The sequence below is a fragment of the Aliirhizobium smilacinae genome, assembly GCF_006335145.1.
Taxonomy (GTDB): Bacteria; Pseudomonadota; Alphaproteobacteria; order Rhizobiales; family Rhizobiaceae; genus Neorhizobium; species Neorhizobium smilacinae.
Window position 1 is genome coordinate 211513 of record NZ_VDMN01000002.1, and the last position, 23658, is coordinate 235170.

At 58.7% G+C, this 23658-nt stretch carries 20 protein-coding genes; 4 read left to right on the top strand and 16 right to left on the bottom strand.

Translation table 11 applies throughout. The features are described from left to right. Positions 1 to 3: 3 nt before the first annotated feature. Both FHP24_RS11895 and FHP24_RS11900 read right to left on the bottom strand, forming a co-directional pair. A complete protein-coding gene (locus FHP24_RS11895; protein ID WP_139676421.1) occupies positions 4 to 969 on the bottom strand; it encodes an ABC transporter permease in 966 nt (321 codons plus the stop codon). Positions 970 to 1045: 76 nt separating this feature from the next. Further along, positions 1046 to 2599, bottom strand: coding sequence for an ABC transporter substrate-binding protein (locus FHP24_RS11900; protein ID WP_139676422.1), 1554 nt, complete (start codon positions 2597 to 2599; stop codon positions 1046 to 1048). A gap of 241 nt (positions 2600 to 2840) precedes the next feature. Here FHP24_RS11900 and FHP24_RS11905 point away from each other — a divergent pair, with 241 nt between their 5' ends. The 3 genes from FHP24_RS11905 to FHP24_RS11915 are packed head-to-tail and all read left to right on the top strand — an operon-like array spanning position 2841 to position 6338. Continuing rightward, a complete protein-coding gene (locus tag FHP24_RS11905) occupies positions 2841 to 3530 on the top strand; it encodes a GntR family transcriptional regulator (RefSeq protein ID WP_139676423.1) in 690 nt (229 codons plus the stop codon). 1 nt (position 3531) lies between these two features. Then, on the top strand, positions 3532 to 5097 hold the full coding sequence (locus FHP24_RS11910; RefSeq protein WP_246091713.1) for a gamma-glutamyltransferase family protein: 1566 nt from the start codon (positions 3532 to 3534) through the stop codon (positions 5095 to 5097). Between the two features lie 8 nt (positions 5098 to 5105). Next, a complete protein-coding gene (locus FHP24_RS11915; RefSeq protein ID WP_139676424.1) occupies positions 5106 to 6338 on the top strand; it encodes an amidohydrolase family protein in 1233 nt (410 codons plus the stop codon). Between the two features lie 25 nt (positions 6339 to 6363). Here the strand turns inward: FHP24_RS11915 and FHP24_RS11920 are convergent, their stop codons facing one another. From FHP24_RS11920 to FHP24_RS11955, 8 genes are read right to left on the bottom strand one after another with little or no spacing between them, the layout of a single operon-like run. Further along, positions 6364 to 7260 carry a ribokinase gene (locus tag FHP24_RS11920; protein WP_139676425.1) on the bottom strand — a complete coding sequence of 299 codons (897 nt, stop codon included), beginning with the start codon at positions 7258 to 7260 and terminating at the stop codon, positions 6364 to 6366. Between the two features lie 11 nt (positions 7261 to 7271). Then, entirely contained in the window at positions 7272 to 9089 is a 1818-nt protein-coding gene (locus tag FHP24_RS11925) for an ABC transporter ATP-binding protein (protein ID WP_139676426.1), read from the bottom strand. 3 nt (positions 9090 to 9092) lie between these two features. After that, complete coding sequence (locus FHP24_RS11930) at positions 9093 to 10034, bottom strand: ABC transporter permease (protein ID WP_139676427.1); 942 nt, start codon at positions 10032 to 10034, stop codon at positions 9093 to 9095. Continuing rightward, positions 10034 to 11008 (bottom strand): ABC transporter permease, encoded by a 975-nt coding sequence (locus tag FHP24_RS11935; RefSeq protein ID WP_139676428.1) that lies wholly within the window; start codon positions 11006 to 11008, stop codon positions 10034 to 10036. Before FHP24_RS11935 ends, FHP24_RS11930 begins: the two co-directional genes overlap by 1 nt. After that, on the bottom strand, positions 11005 to 11985 hold the full coding sequence (locus FHP24_RS11940; RefSeq protein ID WP_139676429.1) for a nucleoside hydrolase: 981 nt from the start codon (positions 11983 to 11985) through the stop codon (positions 11005 to 11007). Before FHP24_RS11940 ends, FHP24_RS11935 begins: the two co-directional genes overlap by 4 nt. Continuing rightward, entirely contained in the window at positions 11982 to 12941 is a 960-nt protein-coding gene (locus FHP24_RS11945) for a nucleoside hydrolase (protein WP_139676430.1), read from the bottom strand. The genes FHP24_RS11940 and FHP24_RS11945 overlap by 4 nt, the downstream gene beginning before the upstream one ends. A gap of 34 nt (positions 12942 to 12975) precedes the next feature. Further along, positions 12976 to 13857, bottom strand: a complete 882-nt coding sequence (locus FHP24_RS11950) for a dihydrodipicolinate synthase family protein (RefSeq protein WP_139676431.1) — start codon at positions 13855 to 13857, stop codon at positions 12976 to 12978. A gap of 36 nt (positions 13858 to 13893) precedes the next feature. Then, positions 13894 to 15444, bottom strand: coding sequence for an ABC transporter substrate-binding protein (locus FHP24_RS11955; protein ID WP_139676432.1), 1551 nt, complete (start codon positions 15442 to 15444; stop codon positions 13894 to 13896). 136 nt (positions 15445 to 15580) lie between these two features. On the opposite strand from FHP24_RS11955, the gene FHP24_RS11960 reads away from it, so the two are divergent. Continuing rightward, positions 15581 to 16465 carry a LysR substrate-binding domain-containing protein gene (locus FHP24_RS11960; protein WP_139676433.1) on the top strand — a complete coding sequence of 295 codons (885 nt, stop codon included), beginning with the start codon at positions 15581 to 15583 and terminating at the stop codon, positions 16463 to 16465. A gap of 125 nt (positions 16466 to 16590) precedes the next feature. On the opposite strand, the gene FHP24_RS11965 is transcribed toward FHP24_RS11960, so the two are convergent. The 6 genes from FHP24_RS11965 to FHP24_RS11990 all read right to left on the bottom strand — a co-directional run bounded on the left by FHP24_RS11965 (position 16591) and on the right by FHP24_RS11990 (position 23469). Beyond that, positions 16591 to 18690 (bottom strand): carboxy terminal-processing peptidase, encoded by a 2100-nt coding sequence (locus FHP24_RS11965; RefSeq protein WP_139676434.1) that lies wholly within the window; start codon positions 18688 to 18690, stop codon positions 16591 to 16593. Positions 18691 to 19111: 421 nt separating this feature from the next. Beyond that, positions 19112 to 20275, bottom strand: a complete 1164-nt coding sequence (locus tag FHP24_RS11970; RefSeq protein ID WP_210237825.1) for a PLP-dependent transferase — start codon at positions 20273 to 20275, stop codon at positions 19112 to 19114. Positions 20276 to 20294: 19 nt separating this feature from the next. After that, positions 20295 to 21023, bottom strand: a complete 729-nt coding sequence (locus tag FHP24_RS11975) for an amino acid ABC transporter ATP-binding protein (RefSeq protein ID WP_139676944.1) — start codon at positions 21021 to 21023, stop codon at positions 20295 to 20297. 15 nt (positions 21024 to 21038) lie between these two features. Then, the gene (locus FHP24_RS11980) at positions 21039 to 21731 is read right to left on the bottom strand and encodes an amino acid ABC transporter permease (RefSeq protein ID WP_139676435.1); all 693 of its coding nucleotides are present in this window, start codon (positions 21729 to 21731) and stop codon (positions 21039 to 21041) included. A gap of 1 nt (position 21732) precedes the next feature. Continuing rightward, a complete protein-coding gene (locus FHP24_RS11985; protein WP_139676436.1) occupies positions 21733 to 22479 on the bottom strand; it encodes an amino acid ABC transporter permease in 747 nt (248 codons plus the stop codon). An 81-nt stretch (positions 22480 to 22560) separates the two neighbouring features. Beyond that, the gene (locus tag FHP24_RS11990; RefSeq protein WP_139676437.1) at positions 22561 to 23469 is read right to left on the bottom strand and encodes a transporter substrate-binding domain-containing protein; all 909 of its coding nucleotides are present in this window, start codon (positions 23467 to 23469) and stop codon (positions 22561 to 22563) included. Positions 23470 to 23658: the final 189 nt, after the last annotated feature.

The window sequence follows — 23658 nt, forward strand, 5'->3', positions numbered from 1 at the left end:
CCGTCACGCAGCGCGCAGGCGCGGGTCGATCACGGCATAGGCGATGTCGACGAACGTGTTCAGCGTTACGAAAATGAAGGATACGATGCAGAGATAGGCCGCCATCACGGGAATATCGACAAATGTGACCGCCTGCATGAACAGCATGCCCATGCCCGGCCACTGGAAAACCGTTTCGGTGACGAGCGCAAACGCGATCAGGTTGCCCACCTGCATGGCAGTCAGCGTCACTACCGGCATAAGACAGTTCTTAAGCGCATGGCGGAACCACAGCGCCTGCCGTTTCACCCCTCGGGCACGGGCGAACTTGATGAAATCGGCCCTCAATATTTCTAGCATTTCAGCCCGGACAAGCCGCATGACAAGCGTGATCTGGAAAAGCGACAGCGACAAAGCGGGCAGCACAACAGCGGCTCGGCCGGAAGGCGTCAGCAGTCCCGTTGACCACCATCCGAGCTGAACAACCTCGCCGCGGCCGTAACCCGGCAACCAGCCGAGACTGACGGAGAAGGCGAGGATCAGGATGATGCCGACAAAGAAACTCGGCAGAGAAACCCCGACAATCGAGGAGAACTGCAGGCCTTCGGCCCACCAGCGCCCGCGTCCGATCGCGGTGAAGACACCGAGCGGAATGCCGATCGCCAGCGACAATATCGTCGCGATGATGACCAGTTCGAACGTCGCCGGAAAGCGGTCTGCAATCAGGGTGATGACGTTCTGCTGATTGCGCCAGGAAAGACCGAACTCGCCCTGAGCGGCATTGGTAACGAAGCGGACATACTGCGCTAAAAAGCCGTCATTCAGGCCAAGGCGCGTGCGAAGCTCGTCACGCTCCACCTGGGTGGCGCTTTCGTTCACCATCATCTCGACGGGATCGCCGAGGAAACGAAAGATCAGGAAGGCGAAAAAGGCAACGGTCAGCATCACCAGGATGGCATTGCCGATGCGTTTTACGAGGAAGGCGATCATGGCCGCAACGTCCCTGGTTTTGAAGATGCGAAGAATGTCCCTTGCCGGTGTGATCGACGGCAAGGGACTTGGCGACTTACATCTTCACCAGCCACAGGCGGGGAAGGTTGTCCGAGAAGAGCGGGAAATCCTTGATCTTCGCGGTTGTCGCCCAAGCGAGCGGCTGCTGATGCAGCGGGATCATCAGGGCATGGTCTTTGGCGATTTTCAGCGACTGCGCCTCCATCGCCAGCCGTTTGGTCTGGTCGAGTTCGACGGCAGAGGCTTCCGTCACCTTGTCGAATTCCTTGTCGGACCAGCCGCCCCAGTTGAAGATACCGAACGAACCTTCCTTCGTGTGAAGGACCTGCGAGGTAAGGCTGTAGGTGTCGAGCATGGGAAGCGTTGCCCAGCCGAGTGTGTAGACATCCACCCTGCCCGACGAGCGCTTCGGCGTCTGAACCGCACGGGTGCCCTGATCCAGTTTCGGCTTGAGGCCGACGCGCGACCACATCGAAGCGACCGCCTGGCAGACCTGTTCCTCGTTGACGAGGCTGTCGGCACAGTTGAACTCGAATTCAAAACCTTCGGCGCCTGCTTCCTTAAGCAGCGCCTTGGCCTTTTCCGGATCGGCCTTGACCGGCGTATCGATTGCCGCGTCATAACCGGGGATCTGCGGGGCGACGAGTGCACCGGCATTGCGTGATTTTCCGCGCATGACCTTCTTGTTGATGAGGTCGAGATCGATGGCCAACTGCATTGCCTGACGAACACGCAGATCCTTCATCGGGTTTGCAGCACCGGACAGAAGCTGATCACGCTGGGAAAAACCGATCATCACGGTGCGAAGGTCGGTGCCTTCCAGCACTTTGACCTCGGGAGAAGCCGCAAGCCGCGGCATATCCTGCACCGGCGCCTGGTCGGTGAAATCGATATCGCCGGCCAGAAGGGCGGCAACACGAGTTGCCGGCGAGGCAATAGGGGTCAGCTCGATCCGGTCGATATTGTGCTGGGGCTTGTCCCACCAGCCATCGAACTTGGTAAAGACCGTCTTTGCATCCGGCTGGCGGCTTTCGACTTTGAACGGGCCGGTGCCGTTTTCATTGTAGGTCGCGTAACCTTCGGTGCCGGATCCGACATCCGTCGGAGCTTCGGCATTGTTGTCCGTCAGCCAGCCTGCATCGAAGATGTAGATAGTCGTAAGGTCATTCGCCAGAAGCGGATAATTGGCGGAAACGTCGATCTCGATCGTGTGCGCGTCGATGACGCGCGACCCTTTGTAGGCCGGGATATTGCCGCGAAGCGGCGATTTCGGGTTCGTTGCACGCAGCAGCGAAGCCTGTACGTCTTCGGCGGTGAAATCCGCACCATTGTGGAATTTCACACCTTCCCGCAGCTTGAAGCGCCAGGTTGTCGGCGAGACGATCTCCCAGGACGAGGCAAGTGCAGGCTCGATCTTGAGATTGCGGTCGTAACGGACCAGCCCTTCATAGGCGTGGTTGAGGACGCCAAGCGCAAAACTGTCGCCGTAGGAATAAGGGTCGAGCGAGCTGATGTCGCGCGATGCACCCCATTTCAACGTTCCGGCCGTGGCCGGTATTGCCAAGGCAAGCAGGGCAACGCCCGTCACTAGAATTCTCGATAATTGCATTGATTAATTCCCCTCGGATTGCATGCAATGTCCGCAAGGCGATGCTTGAACCCGGACGCCATGACGTTAAAACCGGTTACTGCAGGCGGCTTTTCGCACTTTCTCTGGCAGTCTGGCCTCAGGCTAGATCAGAACGGATACAAATTCAATACAAAATTGCATGCAATTTATTAGTCTGGATGAAATACGATTTTTATGCGATATGCAGACAAAACTGCATTCAAGGGAAAGAGCTGCAGCGATGTCTACGAATCTCAGCAGAAGCGATGCGATTTACGCGTCGCTTCGCCGCGCAATCCTCGAACAGGCGCTAAAGCCAGGCACGAAGCTGCCGGAGGATTCCATCGGCGATACGTTCAGCGTCAGCCGCACGAGTGCACGCAATGCGCTTCTGCGGCTTGCTTCCGATGGCCTTGTCGAGATCAAGCCGAACCGTGGTGCCGCCGTTGCCATGCCGACGCTGGAAGAGGCAGAAGAAGTCTTCGCCCTGAGGCGATGCCTGGAACGTGAGGTGATCGAACGGCTTTGCAAGCGCATGCCGCGCGACGGCATCGATGCGCTGATCAGCCATGTGCGGGAAGAAGAACGGGCGCTTCAGGCATCATCTCCGCGCTCCATCCGGCTTGCCGGTGAGTTTCACATCCTGCTTGCAGAGCTTACCGGCTCGAAACTGCTCATCGACTTCATTAGTCAGATCGTCTCGCGCTCGTCGCTCATTCTTGCCCGTTTCGGTCGCCCGCATTCTGCTGAATGCGGTATCGATGAACATGTCCAGTTGATCGAAGCGCTCAAGGAACAGGATCCGGAAACCGCAAGCCGCATCATGGACCACCATCTGCATGCTGTCGAAGACCGCGCCAAGACCGATGACAAGGACGATGGTCCCGACATCACCGAGATCCTCAACCGCTACATGTCGGCGTCCGAATAACATGAACCAGACGGAAAAGGCCGCTGCGCGATCCCGGCGCGGCATGGTGACAAGCCCGCACCATCTGGCAAGCGAGGCTGGCGCCAAGGTTCTGCGTCGTGGCGGAACGGCAATCGAAGCAGTGATCGCGGCAGGCGCAGCACTCACGGTTCTCTACCCGCATTTTTGCGGGCTCGGCGGCGATGCGATCTGGATCGTTGCGGACCGCGCCGGCCGGCGTAAGGCGATCATGGGGATAGGTCAGGCGGCACAGGTGCTGCCGGATCTTGAAACCATCCCTGCGCGTGGCCCGCTTTCAGCACTGACCACCGCCGCAGTCGTCGATAGCTGGGGGCAAGCCCTTGGTTACTCGCGAGACAATTGGCGGGGCAAGGAAAGCTTCGAATCTCTTCTTGCCGATGCGATCGAGCTGGCGGCTGGCGGTTTTCCCGTCAGCCGGTCGCAACAGCATTGGCATAGGTTCCGAAATGGAGAAATCGAAGCCTGGCCAGGCGTCGCCGACTTTTTCGTGACGCAGGGACAGCAGCGCCAGCCGCAGCTCGCAGCAGTGCTGGAAACGATCGCCCTGCGCGGACACCGCGAATTTTACGAGGGCGAACTTGGACATCGCATAGCAAAGGCATTGGAGGCCGCAGGCAGCCCGATCCGGATGGGCGATCTGGCAAGGACCGCGGCCACCCTTACCGATCCGGTTTCAATCACGTATCGCGACATCGAACTTCTGGCGCCACCGCCACCTTCGCAAGGCATTTCGACGCTCGCTATCATGGGCATCCTGTCGAATTTTCAGATGCGGGACGTCGATCCAACGTCTGCGGATTTCTACCATCTCTGTGTCGAGGCGGTAAAACAGGCGTTTCTCGACCGGGGACAGATCGCCGATCCGGATTTCGTCGCGCAACATTGCACCGAGTGGCTCGACAAAAATCACCTCTCAGCCAAGGCGACGGCTATCAATCCGAAGTCCGCCATGCCCTGGCCTCACCGCTTCCAGACCGGCGACACGGTCTATCTCGCGGCAGTCGATGCCGAAGGCCGTTCAGCCAGTGTGCTGCAAAGTACCTATTATGACTGGGGCAGCGGCGTTCTGTTGCCGGATACCGGCATTCTCTGGCAGAACCGCGGAGCCGCATTCAGCACCGACCCTGCGAGCCCGAATGTCCTGGCCCCCGGCAAGCGTCCTTTCTACACACTCAACCCCGGCCTCGGGCTGAAAGACGGACTGCCGCATCTTCTCTACGGCACCCAGGGCGCCGACGGCCAGCCGCAGACGCTGACCGTGCTGCTCAGCCGATTGATAGATCACGGCTTCGACCCGCTCGCGGCCCTTTCCGCGCCGCGTTTCCTTCTCGGCAGAACCTTCTCCGACACGCGCGACAATCTGAAAATAGAGGATGCGGTCGGCGACACTGTTCTTGCCGCCCTCGCCGCCCGCGGTCATGAAGTCATTGCAATCCCCGCCCTGAATGCCCTCTCCGGACAAGCCGGCGTCATTCGATTGAACGACGACGGATGGATGGAAGGCGCCCATGATCCACGCAGCGACGGCTGCGCCATTGCCATATAGGGTTTGAGATGAAGGTCGATCTTCTTCTTCGTAATGCGCGGATCGCGCGACATCCGGATCTGTTTGATATCGCTATCAAGGATGGCCTGATCACCGGAATTGAACATAAGATCCGTTGCGACGCCGTGGAGGAAGACGATCTCGAAGGAGCCTTCGCCTTCCCCGGTTTTGTCGATAGCCACATCCATCTCGACAAGGCCTGCATTCTGGACCGCTGTTCGATCTGCGCCGGGACGCTCGAAGAGGCAGTGCGCGAAACGGCAAAGGCAAAAGCGGGCTTTTCCGAGGACGACGTTTACCAGCGGGCATCGGCGCTTGTCAGCAAGGCGATCATGCACGGCACCAATCGGATGCGGACATTCGTCGAAATCGATCCCCGCGCAGGCATGCGGTCGTTCGAAGCGATCAAGCGGGTTCGTGAAGACTATGCTTTCGCTATCGACATCCAGATCTGTGCTTTCGCTCAGGAAGGACTGACGCAGGAGCCCGAAACCGAGGCAATGCTCGATGAGGCTCTCCGCTCAGGTGCCGATCTGATTGGCGGATGCCCCTACACCGATGCTGATCCGGCGGAACATGTTCGCAGGATCTTCGCGCTTGCGCGGAGACATGATGTCGATGTCGATTTTCACCTCGACTTCAGCCTTGATCCGACGAAAACCGATCTGCCCGCCGTGATCGAAGCAACGCAACTGAATGATTATGGCGGTCGCGTCACGATCGGCCACGTCACAAATCTGTCTGCTCTTGATCCGGACGTCCTTGCCCTAATAGGAAGAAGGATTGCCGACGCGGGCATCGCGCTGACCGTACTGCCGGCCACGGATCTGTTTCTCATGGGGCGGCAATATAGTTCGAATGTTCCGCGCGGTATCGCGCCGGCCCACCTTCTGTCGGCATTGGGCGTCAGAACGGCAATCGCCACCAACAATGTGCTGAACCCCTTCACCCCGTTCGGCGACGCCTCGCTGGCACGCATGGCCAATCTCTATGCCAACGTCATGCAGCTCTCGCGTGACGCGGACATCGAACTTGTCTTCGATATGGTAGGGTCGCAGGCCGCGGCGATTATCGGCGCGCGATATGATCTGGCAGTCGGCGGGCCGGCGGATATCGTGGCTCTCGATGCGGTAGATTCATGCGAGGTGGTGCGCTCCTCGCCCCTCGCCCTTGCAGGATGGAAGCGCGGGCGAAAAACTTTTACACGCCCGAAGCCTCAACTCATGAAATACCGTCCCTAATGGATCCAGGTGATTGAACCGATCCTCAAGCCAGCGTAACGGCAAGCCCCGGATGCCCGTCCGTATCTGCAGCCGAAGGAATGCTGCTTTGGCTGCCCGGTCGGGAGCAGGCGATGCCGGCGGCAACCGAAGCACGCTGCATGGCAGCCTCAAGCGAGAGCCCGCGATCAAGCGCAGAAGCAAGCACGCCGACAAAGCAATCGCCGGCAGCGGTCGTGTCCTTCACGTCGATCGGCAGTGCCGCGACGCGGATATCTTTTCCCTCGACACAGGCCTCAGCACCATCCCCGCCCAGCGTTCTCAGGACACCGGTGCCGAGCCGCACCGAAAGTGCCGCCGCTGATGATCCGCAGCCGAGCCAACCGGATAACGCTTCCGCCTCGTCTTCGTTGACGACAACGAGGCTGCACAGCGAAAGAACTTCTTCCGCAAGCGAATATGCGGGGGCGAGATTGAGGATCGACATGGCCTTCGTCGCACTGACGCGGCGGATCAGCTTTTCCACTTCCACAATGTCGTTTTCCATCTGTAACAGCACGACATTTGCCCGTTGCAACAGGTTTTCTTCCACTGCATCCGATGACGCGACGAGGTTGGCGCATGCCGCAACCACGATCATGTTGCGGCCCTTGGCATCGATGTGGATCGAGGCACTGCCGGTCGGTTCGGAAACACGAGAAACCCGGCTGATATCGGTCGCCGAAGTCAGGTTCTGCAGACCGATCTCGGCCAGACCATCGTTGCCGACGGCACCCACCATCACCACTTCAGCGCCATCACGCGCCGCCGCCAGCGCCTGGTTGGCGCCCTTCCCCCCGGATTCCGTGCGAAAACCTTTGGCGAGCAGCGTCTGGCCCGGTTGCGGCATGTCCTCGACTTCGTAGACAAAGTCGACATTGATGGAGCCGAAAGTGATGATCATGGCATGTTTCCTTACGCGACCTGGACGAAGTGGCCTTCGCCGGCTTCTTCGTAGGTGCGCTTCGGCGGAACGTAATCGGCGGCACGGAACGGGCTCTTGATCTCGTCATTGGAGATACGGCGCGTCTGCCGACGCGATGGATCGGCGATCGGCACGGCCGCCATGAGGCGCTTGGTATAGTCGTGCTGCGGGTTCTCGAACACGGCCTGACGTGGGCCTATCTCGACGATTTCGCCGAGATACATGACCGCGACCCGATGACTGATGCGCTCGACCACCGCCATATCGTGGCTGATGAAGAGATAACCAAGGCCAAGTTTCTCCTGCAGGTCGAGCATCAGATTGATAACCTGCGCCTTGACCGACACGTCGAGCGCCGAGACGGATTCGTCGGCGATCAGCAGTTTGGGTTCCAGAGCAAGCGCGCGGGCGATGCAGACGCGCTGCCGCTGACCGCCGGAAAACTCATGCGGAAAACGATCCGCCATCGAGGCGGAAAGGCCGACGCGTTCGAGCAGTTCTCCGACACGTTGGCGGGCGTCTGACGCCTTGACGAGACCATGGGTGATGATCGGCTCGGCAATCGCCTGACCGACGCGGATGCGCGGGTTGAGGCTTTCGAACGGATCCTGAAAGATCATCTGTGCTTCGCGACGGATATCGGTAAGTTCCGACTTTCCAGCCTTCAGCACGTTCTTGCCGTCGATCTGGACCTCACCGGAGACCGGGTCGGTCAGCCGGATGATCGAGCGACCGGTGGTGGATTTTCCGCAACCGGATTCTCCGACCAGCGACAAAGTTTCGCCCTGACGCAGTTCCAGCGACACGCCTTCGACCGCATGGATGCGCCCAATCGTCTTGCGCAGGAAACCAGCCTTGATGGGGAACCGCGTTACCAGATTGTCGACCTTGAGGATTGGCGGCTGATCGCGCTTGACGGTGTCCTCGGTCGGCTTGACCGCATGAATCTCGCCGGTTGCCATATCGACATGCGGGAAACGCAGCGGGCGGTCCTTGCCAGTCATTGATCCGAGTTGCGGCACGGCCGACAGAAGCGCGCGGGTATAGGGATGTTTGGCACCGGCGAAGAGGTCGTGCGTCGTGCCGGTTTCCACCTGTTCGCCGCGATACATGACGACCGTGCGGTCGGATATTTCCGCAACCACCCCCATGTCGTGGGTGATGAAGAGGACAGACATGCCCTCCTCTTCCTGCAGCGTCTTGATCAGCTCGAGGATCTGCGCCTGGATGGTGACGTCCAGCGCCGTCGTCGGCTCGTCAGCGATCAAGAGCTTCGGATCACAGGCAAGCGCGATGGCGATGACGACGCGCTGGCGCATGCCGCCGGAAAAATTCATCGGGTATTCGTTGAGGCGCGATTTTGCCGACGGAATACGGACCTTTTCCAGAAGCCGCACGGCTTCCGCCTGTGCCTGTGTTTCGGACATGCCGCGATGCTGGCGAAGGACCTCGGTGATCTGATCGCCAATCTTCAGCACCGGGTTGAGCGACGTCATCGGCTCCTGAAAGATCATGCCGATGCGGTTGCCGCGGATCTTCTGCATGTCTTCAAGCGGAATGGACAGAAGGTCCTTGCCCTCGAACTCGATCTTGCCGGTCACGCGGGAATTACCGGGCGACAGAAGCCGCATGATCGACATCGCGGTGACGCTCTTGCCCGAACCGGATTCTCCGACGACGGCGACGGTCTCCTTCGGTGCGATGTCAAAGCTGACATCGTTGACCACATTGCGCCACTCTCCACCGACACGGAAAGCCGTGTTGAGGTTGGAAATCGAAAGTATAGGGCCAGTGTTCGTATTGGTCATGGCTTAGCCCTCCCGGCGCGGATTGAGGATGTCGCGCAGGGCATCACCGATCAGGTTGATCGCGACGATGAGCAACAGAAGGGCAAGGCCCGGAAAGAAACTGATCCAGTAGTCACCGGACAGCAGATATTCAAAGCCGTTCGAAATCAGCAGGCCGAGAGACGGTTCAGTAACCGGCAGGCCGATCCCAAGGAAGGACAGCGTCGCTTCCAGCATGATGGCATAGGCAACGCGCATGGTCGCGACGACGATCAGCGGCGGCAGGCAGTTTGGCAGGATATGGCGGAACAGGATGCTGCGATCCGGCAGCGCCATCGAGCGGGCGGCATCGACATAGGCACGCTTGCGCTCGATCAGCGCAGAACCGCGAATGGTGCGGGCGTAATAGGCCCACTGGGTCACGACCAGTGCCAGAATGATCTTGTCGACGCCCTGGCCGAGAATGGCGAGAAAGATCAGTGCGATCAGGATGGCGGGGAAGCTGAGCTGGATATCAACGATCCGCATCAGGATCGAGTCCGTCCGCCCACCGACATAGGCGCTGGTGAGACCGATCGAGGCGCCGATGACGAGCGCGATGGCCGCACTCGACAGGCCGACGAGGATGCTGGTGCGCAGGCCGTAAAGGATGGCGCTGAACAGGTCCCGGCCCTGCGTGTCGGTGCCGATCAGATAGGTCATGCCCGACATGCTTTCCGAACCCGGCGGCAGGCGGCCGTCGAGAATATCGAGCTGTGCGAGATCGTAAGGGTTCTGTGGCGCGATCAGCGGCGCAAACACGGCGGCGAGAATGAAGATTGTTACGAGAACCAGACCGAACAAAGCCAGCTTGTCATGCAGAAGCGCGTAGATGACTTCCCATGTCGGAGAGCGCGAGGCTGTTTTGGCGCCGCTATTGGCAGCGGCATGGACCGAAACGGTCGAGGGTGCATTCTTGTCGGTCATTACGAGTTCCCCTCAAGACGGACGCGGGGATCGACGATCGAATAGAGAATGTCGACCAGAAGGTTGATGACGCTGAACATCACGACAGTGATCATCAGGTAGGCGAGGATGACTGGGCGATCGAGAACGCCGATGGCATCGATGATCAGCTTGCCCATGCCCGGCCATGCGAAGATCGTTTCGGTGACTACGGCAAATGCGATCAGAGAACCGAGTTCGAGACCAATGACCGTGATCAGCGGGATCAGCGTGTTCTTCAGCACATGTACGGTGACGATGCGGCGTTCCGTCAGGCCCTTGGCGCGGGCGAAACGGACGAAATCGAGCTGCATGGTTTCCATCACGCCGGCGCGGGTGAGACGAATGACCAGCGAGATCTTGAAAAGCGCCAGATTGAAGGCCGGCAACAGCAGATGCGACAGGCCATCGAGCGTAAACAGCGAAAGCGGCACGCCGAGTACGTTGACGGTATCACCGCGACCGGACGACGGCAGCCAGCCGTAATAGACGCTGAACAGCATGATCATCACCAGACCGATCCAGAAGGTCGGCAGGCTGAATCCAAGGATCGAAAAGGTCATGATCGACTTGGAAATGAAGCCCTTCGGCTTCAGGCCAGCATAAACCCCAAGCGGAATGCCGATGACCAGGGCCATGAACAACGCGACGAACGCGAGTTCCAGCGTCGCAGGCATGCGGTTCAGGATCAGCGTTAGAGCAGGCTGGTTGAAGACAAAGGAGTTGCCGAGGTCGCCGGACAGCGCACGGGTCAAAAAGAGCCAGTATTGTTCCCACACCGGCCGATCGAGGCCGAAGGACTGGATGACCTGAAGACGTTCGGCCGGCGTCGCCGTCGAACTCAGGAGCACGTCGACCGGGTTGCCGACCAGATAGAGGCCGGCAAAGACCAGAACCGACATGACGAGGAGTGTGAGCACGGTCTGCAGCGACCGGCTTAAAAGATATCCGCTCATGCGTGTGAGCCTCCAAGGGTTTGTCCGTCGATCGCTTCGCCGCCATGGCGAGCGATGCGCTCGATCAGCAATTCGATGAACCCGGCCTCGTCGACCTCGGTGACGACGGTGGCATTGGCCGACCGGTCCATCTTCTTGTAGAAATCGGCATAGGTATAACCCATCGTCAGGCCGGTGACCTGCACGCCGACAAAAGCCTCACGGCTGGTGAACAGTTCGGGGCGGATCAGCCAGGCGATCGTCGTCGCGTCATGGATCGGCCCGCCTGGACGACCGAAGCGTTTTTCGTCGCTGCGATCGAAGGTCGAGAAGAGGTTATGGAGCGCTGCACCCGCCTCGCCGCCGGCGCGAAACCGCTTGAAATGCTCGGTGGTAAAGAGAGCCTGGAAGGTCATGTCGAGCGGCATCAGCACGATCGGCACGCCGGACTGGAAAACGATCTCGGCCGCATGCGGATCGGCATAGATGTTGAATTCGGCCCATGGTGTGCGGTGACCGAGTGCGGTAAAGGCACCGCCCATCGATACGATCTGGCGAATGCCGCGCGCGACATCCGAGTGCTGGATCAGCGCCAGCGCCAGATTGGTGAGCGGGCCGATGGCACAGATGGTGATCTGTTCGCCCGCCGCTACAGCAGCGCGGGCCGAACGCACGATAAACTGGATCGCACTCTCTTTCGAAGGCAAGATATCGCCCGCCTTGACCAGCCTATCATCGAACGAGCCGATGCGGGCATATTTGCCAAAAACCTGCTCGCGCACCAGCGGGCCGCTGGCACCGGCAAAAACCGGCACGTTACGACGACCGCTCACGCCAACCAGCTTGCAGGCATTCGTCACGGTATGTTCGAGCGAGACATTGCCGGCCACGATCGACAATCCGAGCACCTCGATTTCCGGCGAAGCAAGCGCCATCAGGATGGCGGCGGCATCGTCCACGCCCGGATCCGCATCGATGATGACCTTGTGGATGCTCATGCGACAGCCTTTTCTGCGTAACGCGAAAGACGCTCGAGGAAGAAGGCGATCACGCCTTCCGCATCGACCTTGGTGACGATATCAGCATTCGGCTCCAAGCCGCTCTTGCCATACCAGTCGGCAATTGTCTGGCCCATGCAGAGCTCGCTTTCGTATTCGACAAAAACGCGCGCCTTCTGTGTTTCGAAGAGATGCGGCGTCAGGATATAGGCCATGACCAGCGGATCATGCAGCGGGCCACCGCGCGAGCCGTAACGGCGCACGTCGTTGCGGTCCCAGAAGGCCATGAGTTCGGCAAGCGTTTGCGAAATGCGGCCACTGACGCGGGAAAACTCGGCGACATGTTCAGGCTTCAGCATGACCTGATGGGTGGCGTCCAGCGCCAGCGCTACGATCGGGATGCCGCTCGAGAATACTACATGGGCTGCATGCGGATCGGCCAGAACGTTGAATTCCGAGGTCATCGTCCGGTTGCCTGGCTCGCGATAGGCACCGCCCATCATGACGATACGTTCGATGCCGTCTGCGAGTTGCGGCTTCATGCGCAAGGCAACGGCGACATTGGTAAGCGGGCCAAGGCAGCAGAGCGTAATGCGCTCGCCGGTTTCGGCGGCATTGCCAAGCGCCTCGACCAGGAAATCGACAGCGGACATGTCTTCCGCCTTTTTCACCGGCTCCGGAAAGGTCGTGTTGCCAAGCCCGGTCTTGCCATGGAACTGGCCATGGATCGGCTCGCGTAACATCGGCCGGAAACAGCCGGCATAAACGGGAATATCGGTGCGGTTTCCGAGTTCGCAGACCTGCAACGCATTGCGCACCGTCCGCTCCAGCGGCTGGTTGCCACTGACCGGCGTAATGCCGAGGATGTTCAGTTCCGGCGACACGAATGCGGTTAAAAGCGCAATCGTGTCGTCGATACCGGGATCACAATCGACGATGATCGAAATCGGCTTCATTCTCAAATGCCTTCAATGTGTGGGATCAGAAATTTCAGAGCGCGCCTATATCGCGCAACACGCCGGCAATTTCCGCCCGCGCCGCATCATTCAGCGGCATTTGCGGATGCATCGGTGCGCCGACGGCAAAACCCTGCAGGTCGAGCGCCGTCTTGACACAAGCGGCGATCGAATATTTCGCGAAGATCTCGTTCAGTTTCCACAGCGGCCGCTGCAACTCCATTGCGCGCGTCCAGTCACCCGCCTTGGCAGCTTCGTAGAGTTCGATGCTCTGTCTTGGCGCAATACAGGCTGGACCGGCCATCCAGCCAACACCGCCAATCATCATCACGCAGGTCGGAATATGCGCGGAGGCAGCAAACACCTCCATCCGACCACGGGTACGCTCGATGATAGAAAGAAGACGACCGGTATTGGTGGAGGCATCCTTGATGTAGCGGATGTTTTCGATGTGGCTCAGCCGCTCGATCACCGGCAGTGACAGATCGGAACGCTGGAACTGCGGATTGGTGTAGAGCACCACCGGTCGACCTTTGGCCGCCTTGGCAATCGCTGTAAAATAGGCTTCCACGCCCTCGTCGCTCACCGGAAAATAAGCTTCGAGGATTGCCAGAATACCGTCCGCTCCTGCATCCACCATATATTCCGTCTGGGCGACGGCATCGGCAGTCGAGGTCGACGCCACGCCGGCGACAACTGGGACCCGGCCACTGCTGGCCGAAATCACAGTATCGACGACGCGGCGTCTCTGCTCTTGGGAGAGATAGGCAAATTCACCCGTGCTGCCGAGCGGCGCCAGACCGTGGACACCCTCATCGATGAGATGATCCACCAGATCCGTCAGAAGGTTTTGCATCACCTTGCCGGTTTGGTCGATCGGCGAGACGAGATAGGGGAATACACCGCTGAAGGACATGGTGGACCGCTCCTGTTTATCGTTGTTACGCCGGGCTCAGTTCGGCTTTACGTAATAAGGAAGCGTGTAGGCATCGGAGCGGCCGGCATAGGCGATGTCGCTCTTCACCGCCCAGGTATTGGCCAGATAGAAGACCGGGATGACACCGAGGTCCGTCATGGCGATCTCCGTTGCCTTCCTCAGCAACTCTTCACGCTTGGCATCGTCGAGCGTCGAACGGGCTTCATTCAGAGCCTTGTCGAATTCCGGGTTGGAATAGCGACCACGATTGCCCTGGCCGGCTTTCTCGCCGTAGCTTTCGAGAATTGGCCCGAGAACGCCGGAAGCTTCTCCGGTTTCGACCGCCGCACCGCCCATGATGAACGAGAACTCGAGGTTCGAGGCGCGGGTGAAATAAACGCTACCCGGCAATGTCGCGACTTCCGTCTTGATACCGACACGGCTGAAGAACTGGCCGATCGCCTGTGCAACCTTGCTATCGTTCGGATAACGGTCGTTCGAGGCATGGAAGGTCAGCGAGAAGCCATTCGGATAACCGGCCTTTGCCAGCAGTTCCTTGGCCTTGTTCGGATCATAGGCATCGACCTTGATGGCCGGATCATAACCGAAATAGCCCTCAGGCACGACCTGACCGGCCGGCACGCCCTGGCCGTCCATGATGCGGTCGACAAGCGCTTCGCGGTTGATCGACAGCGACAGCGCCCGGCGTACATCGGCATTCAGCAGCGGGTTCTTGCCGTCCGGACCCTTGGCAAACGGCGATTCCGCGCGGTTTTGGTCCATGTGCAGATACATGATGCGGTTGCCGGCAATGTTGACGACCTTCATCTTGTCCGACGCCTCCAGACGGCGGGTATCGGCCGTCGGGATGTTCTCGATCATGTCGACATCACCGGAAAGCATGGCGGCGACGCGGGCGCTTGGGTTTTTGAAGACGCGGAATGTGACCTTATCCCAGGCGGCCTTTTCGCTCCAGTAGTCAGCGTTCTTAGCAACGACGACATTGTCATCCGGTGACCAGGAAACGAACTTGAACGGGCCGGTGCCGATGACACCCTTGCCGGTATTCATCTCGCCGGTCGTCACCTTTTCCATCTCGGCCGGCAGAATGGCGATACGGCTGAGATTATTCAAAAGCAGCGGCGTCGGACCCGACGTCTTGATCCGCACGGTCAGCGGATCGACGGCGGTGACTTCCGTGATCGCCTTGACGTAAGCGGCAAACGAGCTCGGGCTGTTGGTCGAGGCAAGCGGAATGCGCTTGATGCTGGCCACCACGTCTTCAGCGGTGAAATCGCTGCCGTCGTGGAATTTCACGCCTTCGCGCAGCTTGAATTCCCAGGTCGTCTCATCAACGATCTTCCAGGAAACAGCCAATGCCGGCTGGATCTGCTGCTTCTCATCCTGGTTGACTAGACCGTCGAAAATATTGCGCGCCATCGCGCTGTTCGGGCCGACGACATAGAACTGCGGGTCCATGGACGTCGTCGAGGCGGACAGACCAACGGTAAGATCCCGGGCCTGGATTGCGAGCGGCATGGCGAAAACGGATGCTGCCATTGCGGCTGCGAACACAGAAAACTTCATAATGGGGACTCCTCCGGGTTGTCCGACCTCCGCACTCTCCCTGCGGGGTGGAAATGAGTTAAAGCTTTCTTACGAGAAAGAAAAATTGCATTTCGTATTCGATCCATGCCTAAATGTTATGGAGGAGACTTGAAGCATGCGATTGAAACCAAGACAGGTCGAAGCCTTTCGGGCTGTGATGATGGCTGGCGGAATTACCGCTGCTGCAGATGCGATGAACGTTACCCAACCGGCCGTAAGCAGGCTCATCCGCGACCTTGAAGATATCGTCCAGATGACATTGTTCGAGCGGATCGGCGCACGCCTTGTCCCCACTGCGGAGGCGACGCAGTTTTATCGCGAGGTCGAGCGCCTTTATCTTGGCCTCGACCAGATTGCTCAAGCCGCCGACGATATACGCCTGCACAAGAATACAGTCCTGCGTATCGCCAGCGTAACATCGCTCGTCCGTCCCTATCTGCACCAAGCTATCATTGACGTGATCGGTCAGCGCCTCGATATCCCGCTGGTGATCGAGGTCGAAAACAGCCGCTATATCTGGGACATGGTGGAGCAGAACCGCTACGATCTCGGTCTGGTCTTCGCCTCGCCGCGCATGGCGGAAAAAAACGTCGTTCGCCTCCATAGCGCGCTTGCAGTTGCTGCGATGGCACCGGGCCACCGGTTGGCGGGACGTTCCGTTATCACGCCGGCCGACCTGATCGATGAGCGCGTGCTTATACCGGGCAGGAATTCCCCTTTGCGCCTTTCTCTGGACAAAGCCTTCTCGCGCGAGGATCATCAGCCGGTCAGCACGATGGAGACATCCATGCTGAACTGCTGCTACTTCGCCGCTGCCGGCATGGGAATTGGGATTGTCGATCAGACGAGCCTGAGATCCGCGGGAGCGGAGGTGGTTGCGATTCCCTTCGAACCGAGCATCGAGGTTTCCTATTTCGCGATACGCCCAAGTGGTGGGCAGCGGATCGCAATCCTCGATGAGATCATCAGCCGGATCCAGCATCTGATGCAGGATCAATAGCTGCCTGCGAGTATCGAGCAGAGCCGTGGCGGCGATCCGCTCGGTGCCAAAGCAGGCAGGCCAATTTTGGTCCCGCCCGCTGCTCAGTACGTCCTGCCGAAGGCCGTTGAGGTTGCGTTGAGCCCTTACGGCCGCACGCTTGCCTTTCGCCCGGATGCCAGTAACTCCGCCTCGTCGGCAACGATGGAGGCAGCTTCCGTTCTCAAGACGTCCTTCGCGTTCTTGCGAGCATTCTCGATCGCAAGATCGGCACTCAGGCTACGTTCGTTTGCCTGCAGACCATCGTCCTCGCTACGAAGAAAACCGTCATCCGCCTGCTCGCGCGCCTTCAGGCGGTTTGCGAGAGCCGTCATTTCGTTTCGGCGCTCGGTCTCGTTGAGCGAAATCACGCGCTTTTCTCGCTGCGCCTTCAATTCGGCGGCGTCCTCTACAAAGCGCTGGAAATCCCGATCGTTTTTCACTCGATCTTCATGGCGGCTTTGTAGTTGCGGCAGCAACGCGGCCGTCTTGCCGGACGCGGTATATTTCGCGGGCTTGATCTTGGCCCATGGCAACGCATTGTCGTAACTCGCCTCGCCAAGAGTTTTGGGGTCCGAAAGACCAGGCAGACTTATATCGGGCGTCACGCCGCGCAGCTGTGTCGTACCGCCATCGACCCGGAAGAACTGGGCAATCGTCAACTTCAGCTGACCGAATTTCGGCGTGCTGTTGTGGGCTGCCTGATCAAGATCGATCACGGTCTGCACCGTCCCCTTGCCGAAACTGGGTTCGCCGATGATAACGCCACGGCCGTAATCCTGTATGGCGGCGGCAAAGATTTCAGAGGCCGATGCTGAACCTCGATTTATCAAGACGCCGACCGGGCCAGCCCATGCAGGCTTGGATAGATTATCGCTTTCGACCTCGACCCTGCCCGTGGCATCACGTTGCTGAACAACGGGACCTTTTCCGATGAACAGGCCAGTCAAATCGATCGCCTCGGCCAGCGAACCGCCACCGTTGTCGCGCAGATCGATCAGAACGCCATCGACATTTTCCTGCTTCAGTTCGCCCAGAAGCTTGGCGACGTCCCGGCTTGCGCTTCTGTAGTCCTTGTCGCCTTTTCGCCGTGCCTCAAAGTCCTCGTAAAACGCCGGCAAGGTGATCACCCCGACTTTACGAGCGACACCACGATCCTCCACGGGAAGGATGGTCTTTTTTGCAGCCTGCTTTTCAAGGCTGATCTTGTCCCGGACCAGACTGATGACGCGATGGGTTCCATTCCCGGCAGTCTCGGCCGGCAGGATATCGAGCCGCACAACGGAATCTTTCTCGCCACGGATCAACTGGACGACTTCGTCGAGACGAATCCCCACCACTTCCTTCACTGCGCCATCTTTGTCTTGACCGACACCGATAATGCGATCCCCGACCGCCAGTTGCCCGGACAATTGCGCCGGCCCCCCAGGCACAAGCTCACGAATGGTCGTGTAACCATCGCGTTCCTGCAGGACCGCTCCGATGCCGACCAATGAAAGCTTCATCGAAATGTCGAAATCAGCCGAGGCGGCAGCGCCGAAATAGTCCGTATGCGGATCGACGGAGGTCGTGTAGGCCGCCATGAAGGACTGGAACACGTCGTCACTCTTGTAAGTGTAGACACGTTGCTGGATGTTCTCGTAACGCTTGTCGAGCGTATTGCGAATTGTAGCATCTGACTGGCCCGCCAGTTTCAGCCGCAGCCAATCGTTCTTTACGCTTTTGCGCCACAGGTCATGGATCTGCGTTTCCGATTGCGGCCACGGCTCATCCTCCCGCGAAAGCGGGTAGTCTTCCTGCACGCTGAAATCGAAGCCCTGTTTGAGCGCGCTGCGCGCAAACGTCATGCGGTCGACAACGCGCTGCGAGTAAACGTTGAAAATCGAAAACGGGATTTTCAGGTCTTCGCCAATGATGGCATCGTCGATCCTGGTCCTGTCGACCATGAACGTGTCGATATCGGCTTTCAGGAAAAAGCTCCGGTCCGGATCTAAAGCTTTGAGGTACCGGTCCATGATCTTTGCGGACAGGGCATCATCGAGCGGAACCGGCTTGTATGCGTATCGCCCCAGGAATTGCGCACTCAACTGAGCGGCTTCCGCCTGGTTCTGCAGAGGCGAGAGAACCGGCGGAGATCTGAGTTCCAGAGAATATGCCGACGGGGCCAGTAGAAGAAACAGGCCGATGAAACCGGTTCGAATGCGCATTCAGCTTTAATCCCAGGTGCAGTGTCGAGATATGTCAGGTGTTGCATTAACTCTGCTCTTTTAGCAACCCAAGTTTATGCGCAACAATTTGTGTTTGATGCCACATACAATCGACACTATTGCCGATTCCGACCAAATCAGCGCACCGCTTGCGTTGCATGACCGCCAGGTTTTGGAGGCGTTCCAATATTTTTTATTTGTAGAGCCTATGTCCCAGATGTCGGATCCAGGGCTTTAACCGCTCAATCTTTTGCATCGAATGGAGGGACGCACTATCGGCCCAAGCTCCTCGCGGTAGCGCCGTAACAGAGGTGGCCATTCGGCACTTAAGGTGCAGACAATCCAATACCGGAAGGGCGAGTGGTGCGACCAGTTTCGACAACCCGGATACATCGAACTCCTTTCCGTCGCCATAGCCTCATCAAAAAGTTGCGAGAGCCAGGTTCACCTTTTCCGCTATCTTCTGAAGGTCGGTATCATTGCAGCCCCGGGCAGTGATGAACTGCGTACCCATCCGAAGCGCATGTTCGCCAGGCTTTATCGGATTTCTGCACGTGCCAACCAGAATTCCGGCTTTTTCCAATCCCTTCATCACCTGCAACGGGCTGAGATGCGCCGCGAGTGGCACAAGGATCTGGTGAGTAAACTGCTCGCCTTCGGTTGGTGCTAAAACCTCGACACCCCGTTCCCTCAACGCTTGCGCGAGAAGTCGCGAATTATGGCAAACCTTCGCGGCATAGGTTCTGGCACCTTCGCGCGTCTCCCGGAGTGTCACGAGGAACGGAGGCAGCTTGCCGGCATCGTAATTGGCGAGGAATTTCCGGTCGATGAAATCCGCCAGTCGTTCACCGTCCTCCCGATTTCGCCCTGCGATAATGCTGTGCGGTCGCCCCGCGATCGTCTTGTAGGTCGAGCTGGTCATCACATCGACACCGATCGCAAGCGGATTGGGAAATGCTCCTCCAGCAATCAGACCCGAGACATGTGAGGCATCGAAAACCGTTTTCGCGCCCACTTGCCTGGCCGCCTTGACGACCGGCTCCAAATCATCCGGCTTGATCATCACCGAGCGTCCAAGCATGACCATGGCGGGAGATGTTTTTCGGATCAGTGTTGCCGTCGCATCGGCATCGAGTCGGCATCGCTCCATATCGAAAGGCAGATCCTGGACCTCCAACCCGGCAAGGTCCGGCGTCCCGCCGCGCCGCTGGCTCAGATGCCCACCGTGGTCGGCAGAGGGCGCAAGCAGGAGATCACCCGGTTTGGTAAAGGCATGGAAAACCGCCATGTTGGCAATCGTACAGCTTGGCAGCCGCGGTTCCGCCCATTGGGAGGAAAACAGCGCGCAGATCTCTGACCTCACGGCGACTTCAAGCTGTGAGACGAGATCCGTCTCCGGCTGTTCCTTGTCAAAACTCGGCCCCATCGCCGGATAGGCGCTCAGTCCTGTCGCATAGGCATCCTGTGCCGCCTTGCTTGGCAGGTTTGCCCCTGCATAAAGCACGATCCGTTCGTGCGCCAACACGTCGGCTCGGTTCGCCGCAGCCTGCAGCAGCCCGTTTTCGTTCGAGACGTCAATATCCATTTTCAAGCCAGTCTATCAGTCAGTGCACGAGGATCTTGGAAAGGAATTGCTGCGCCCGTTCGCTGCGCGGCTTGCCGAAGAACTCGTTCTTGTCGGCATCCTCAACGATTTCACCGCGATCCATGAAGATCACCCGGTTCGCTACCTTGCGGGCAAAGCCCATCTCATGGGTGACGACCATCATCGTCATGCCGTCGCGAGCAAGCTCGACCATCACGTCGAGCACCTCGTTGATCATTTCCGGATCGAGCGCCGATGTCGGCTCGTCGAACAGCATGGCGATCGGATCCATGGCAAGCGCTCTGGCGATTGCCACGCGCTGCTGCTGCCCACCGGAAAGCTGGCCCGGAAATTTTTCCGCATGGGCGGAAAGGCCGACCCGTTCCAGAAGTGCCGCCCCCTTTTCCAGCGCCGTGTCCCGCGGGCGCTTCAGCACCTTGATCTGCGCCAGTGCCAGGTTCTCGCGGATATTAAGATGCGGGAAAAGTTCAAAATGCTGGAACACCATACCGACTTTTGCGCGCAGCAGCGGCAGATTTGTGGTCGGCGAAGAAACTGCGGTGCCGTCGACGGTAATGTTGCCGCTGTCTATCGGCTCCAGCCCGTTGATCGTTTTGATCAGCGTCGATTTGCCCGATCCGGATGGTCCGCAAACCACGACGACCTCGCCTTTTGAAACCGAGGTAGAGCAACCGGACAGGACCCGGAAATCTCCGTAGGTCTTGCTGACGTCTCGAAGTGTAATCATGCTCATGGAGTGCCCCTAGCGGATGATCGCGACACGCTTCTGCAGCCGTTTGACTGCCTGCGATGCGATGAGGGAGATGACGAAATATACGAATGCGGCGAACACATACATTTCAAGCAGCCGGCCATCGCGCTGGGCGATCTTGGCAGCGGCACCGAGAAAGTCGGTGATCGACAGCACGTAGACGAGCGACGTGTCCTGAAAGAGGATGATGGTCTGGGTCAGGATCAACGGCAGCATGTTTCGCAGAGCTTGCGGCAGGATCACGTAGATGAGTGCCTGCCGGTCGGTCATGCCGAGCGCGCTCGCGGCAAGTGTCTGCCCCCGCGGCAGGGACTGGATGCCCGAGCGCACGATCTCACAAAAATAGCAGGCTTCGAACAGGGTGAAAGTGATCACCGACGACCAGAACGGATCTACCCGAACCGGACTCGATGAGCCGGTCAACCACTGCGCCAGGAACGGCACCAGAAAATAGAACCAGAAGATGACCAGCACGAGCGGCAGGGAACGCAGGAGATTCACATAGCCGCCCGCGATGCCTGATAGAATTCGATTGTCGGACGACCTCATCACCGCAAGCAGCGTGCCGAATATCATTCCGCCGATCGTGGCGAAAAGAGTCAAAGTCAACGTGAACGTCATGCCTGTCAGGAACAGGTAGGGAAGCGCGTTGACTATGGTCTGAAAATCGAAACCGGACAGCATGTCAGCGCCCCCTTCCCGCAACGCGATTGCCGAGCCCCGGAATGACCGCAGACTTTTCAACCGCGCGCATGGCAAACACGATGACCATATTGAGCGCCAGATAAAGCACAGTCGCGGCGGCGAAAGCCTCGAAGACCTGAAACGTGTTTTCCTGCATCGCCCGGGCAGTCCCTGTCAGCTCGACCAAGCCGATCGCGATGCCGACCGACGTGTTCTTTGTGCAGCTGAGGAATTCCGACGTGATCGCCGGAACGACGATGCGATAGGCAACTGGCAGAAGCACATAACGATAGGTTTGCGGCAAGGTCAGGCCGAGCGCCTGCCCCGCCATCTTTTGCCCCCTGGAGAGGCTCAAGAGCCCGGCGCGAACGACTTCGGCCATGCGGGCCGCGTGATAGAAGCCGAGACAGACCGCTGCCGTATAAAACTGGGCATTGGGCAACTGTTTCAGCCACATGCCTGCATCACGCGGCAGTATTTCCGGCAGCACGAAATACCACAGGAACATCTGCACCAGCAGCGGAATGTTGCGAAAGATTTCGACGAATATCGTGCCGGCCCTTTGCATCCAGCCAATTGGCGCGGTACGCGCCACGCCGACAATGGAGCCGAGCACCAGCGCAATGGCGAACGCAACTATCGCGGTCGCTGCGGTCCAGCCAAGCCCCCAGAAGAGCGTCGTGAGGTATGTATTGGTGCCATCGAGCGAAGGCTCGAAAAAGATCCACCAATTCCAGTGATAATTCATCAGGGTGTCCGTCGAATGCGAGATACTCCCGATCGCGGTTTCGGCTTCAGCCGATAATCGCGACCGAGAGAATACAAAAGGTCAGCGATAGAGATCCGGGTTCGGATCGTCGGTCGGATTGGCAATGACCTTCTTCAGCTGGGCCGACATCGGGAAGTTCATGTTGATGCCCTTCGGTGGGATAGGCTGGGTGAACCACTTTTCGTAGATGCCGTTAATCTCGCCGCTCTTGTAAAGCCCCTCGATCGTGCCGTTGACCAATGACTTGAAGCCGTCATCGTCGCGGCGAAGCATGACGCCGTAAGGCTCGACCGAAAGCGGATCTGCGGACATCTGGTAGTCTTGCGGAGACTTGGATGTGGCAGCAGCACCGGCAATCGACACGTCATCGAAAATCAGTGCCACGGCGCGGTCGGTCTCAAGCGTCAGCATGCCTTCAGCCAGATCCTTGGCCGACAGAATGTTCAGACCGAGGCTGTCGGCGGTATTGGCCGCGTTGATCAGCTTCACGCTCGTGGTGCCGGCAAGCGTCACCACCGTCTTGCCCTTGGCATCGGACATCGAGGCGATCGGCGCGCTTTTTTTCGACAGGATTCGGATGCCGGCGACGAAGTTCGTCGTCGAGAAGGTTACCTGCTTCTGGCGATCGGCATTATTGGTCGTCGTGCCGCATTCCATATCGATGGTGCCGTTGACCAGAAGCGGGATGCGGGTCGTGCCCGTCACGGCCATATAGCTGACCTTCAGATCCGGCTTGCCGAGCTTCGCCTTCACCGCATCGACCACGCGCGCGCAGACTTCCATCGCATAACCGATCGGCTTCTGCTGGTCGTCGTAATAGGAAAACGGTACTGCGCCATCACGATGACCGACGGTGATTTCACCGCGCTCCGCAATTTTTGCAAGAGTGGCACTTTCTTCGGCAGCATGCGCAGGCAATGCGGCAAGCACCAGCGTCAGCAGCGGAGCTGCGAGCAGTTTCAGCTTCATGAATGTTCCCCGGTTTATTGGCCCATTTGCCAGGCGGCAGATGAGGAGATCAGTGACAAGAGCCGCATGCTTGGCCACGCAACTTCACCCGTCAACCAAAAACGGAATAATGAATTATAAATTTATTTTTTCGATCAAAGTATCAGCAGAAAATATAGAATTGCCCTAATCATAGGCGGCGATCGCCTG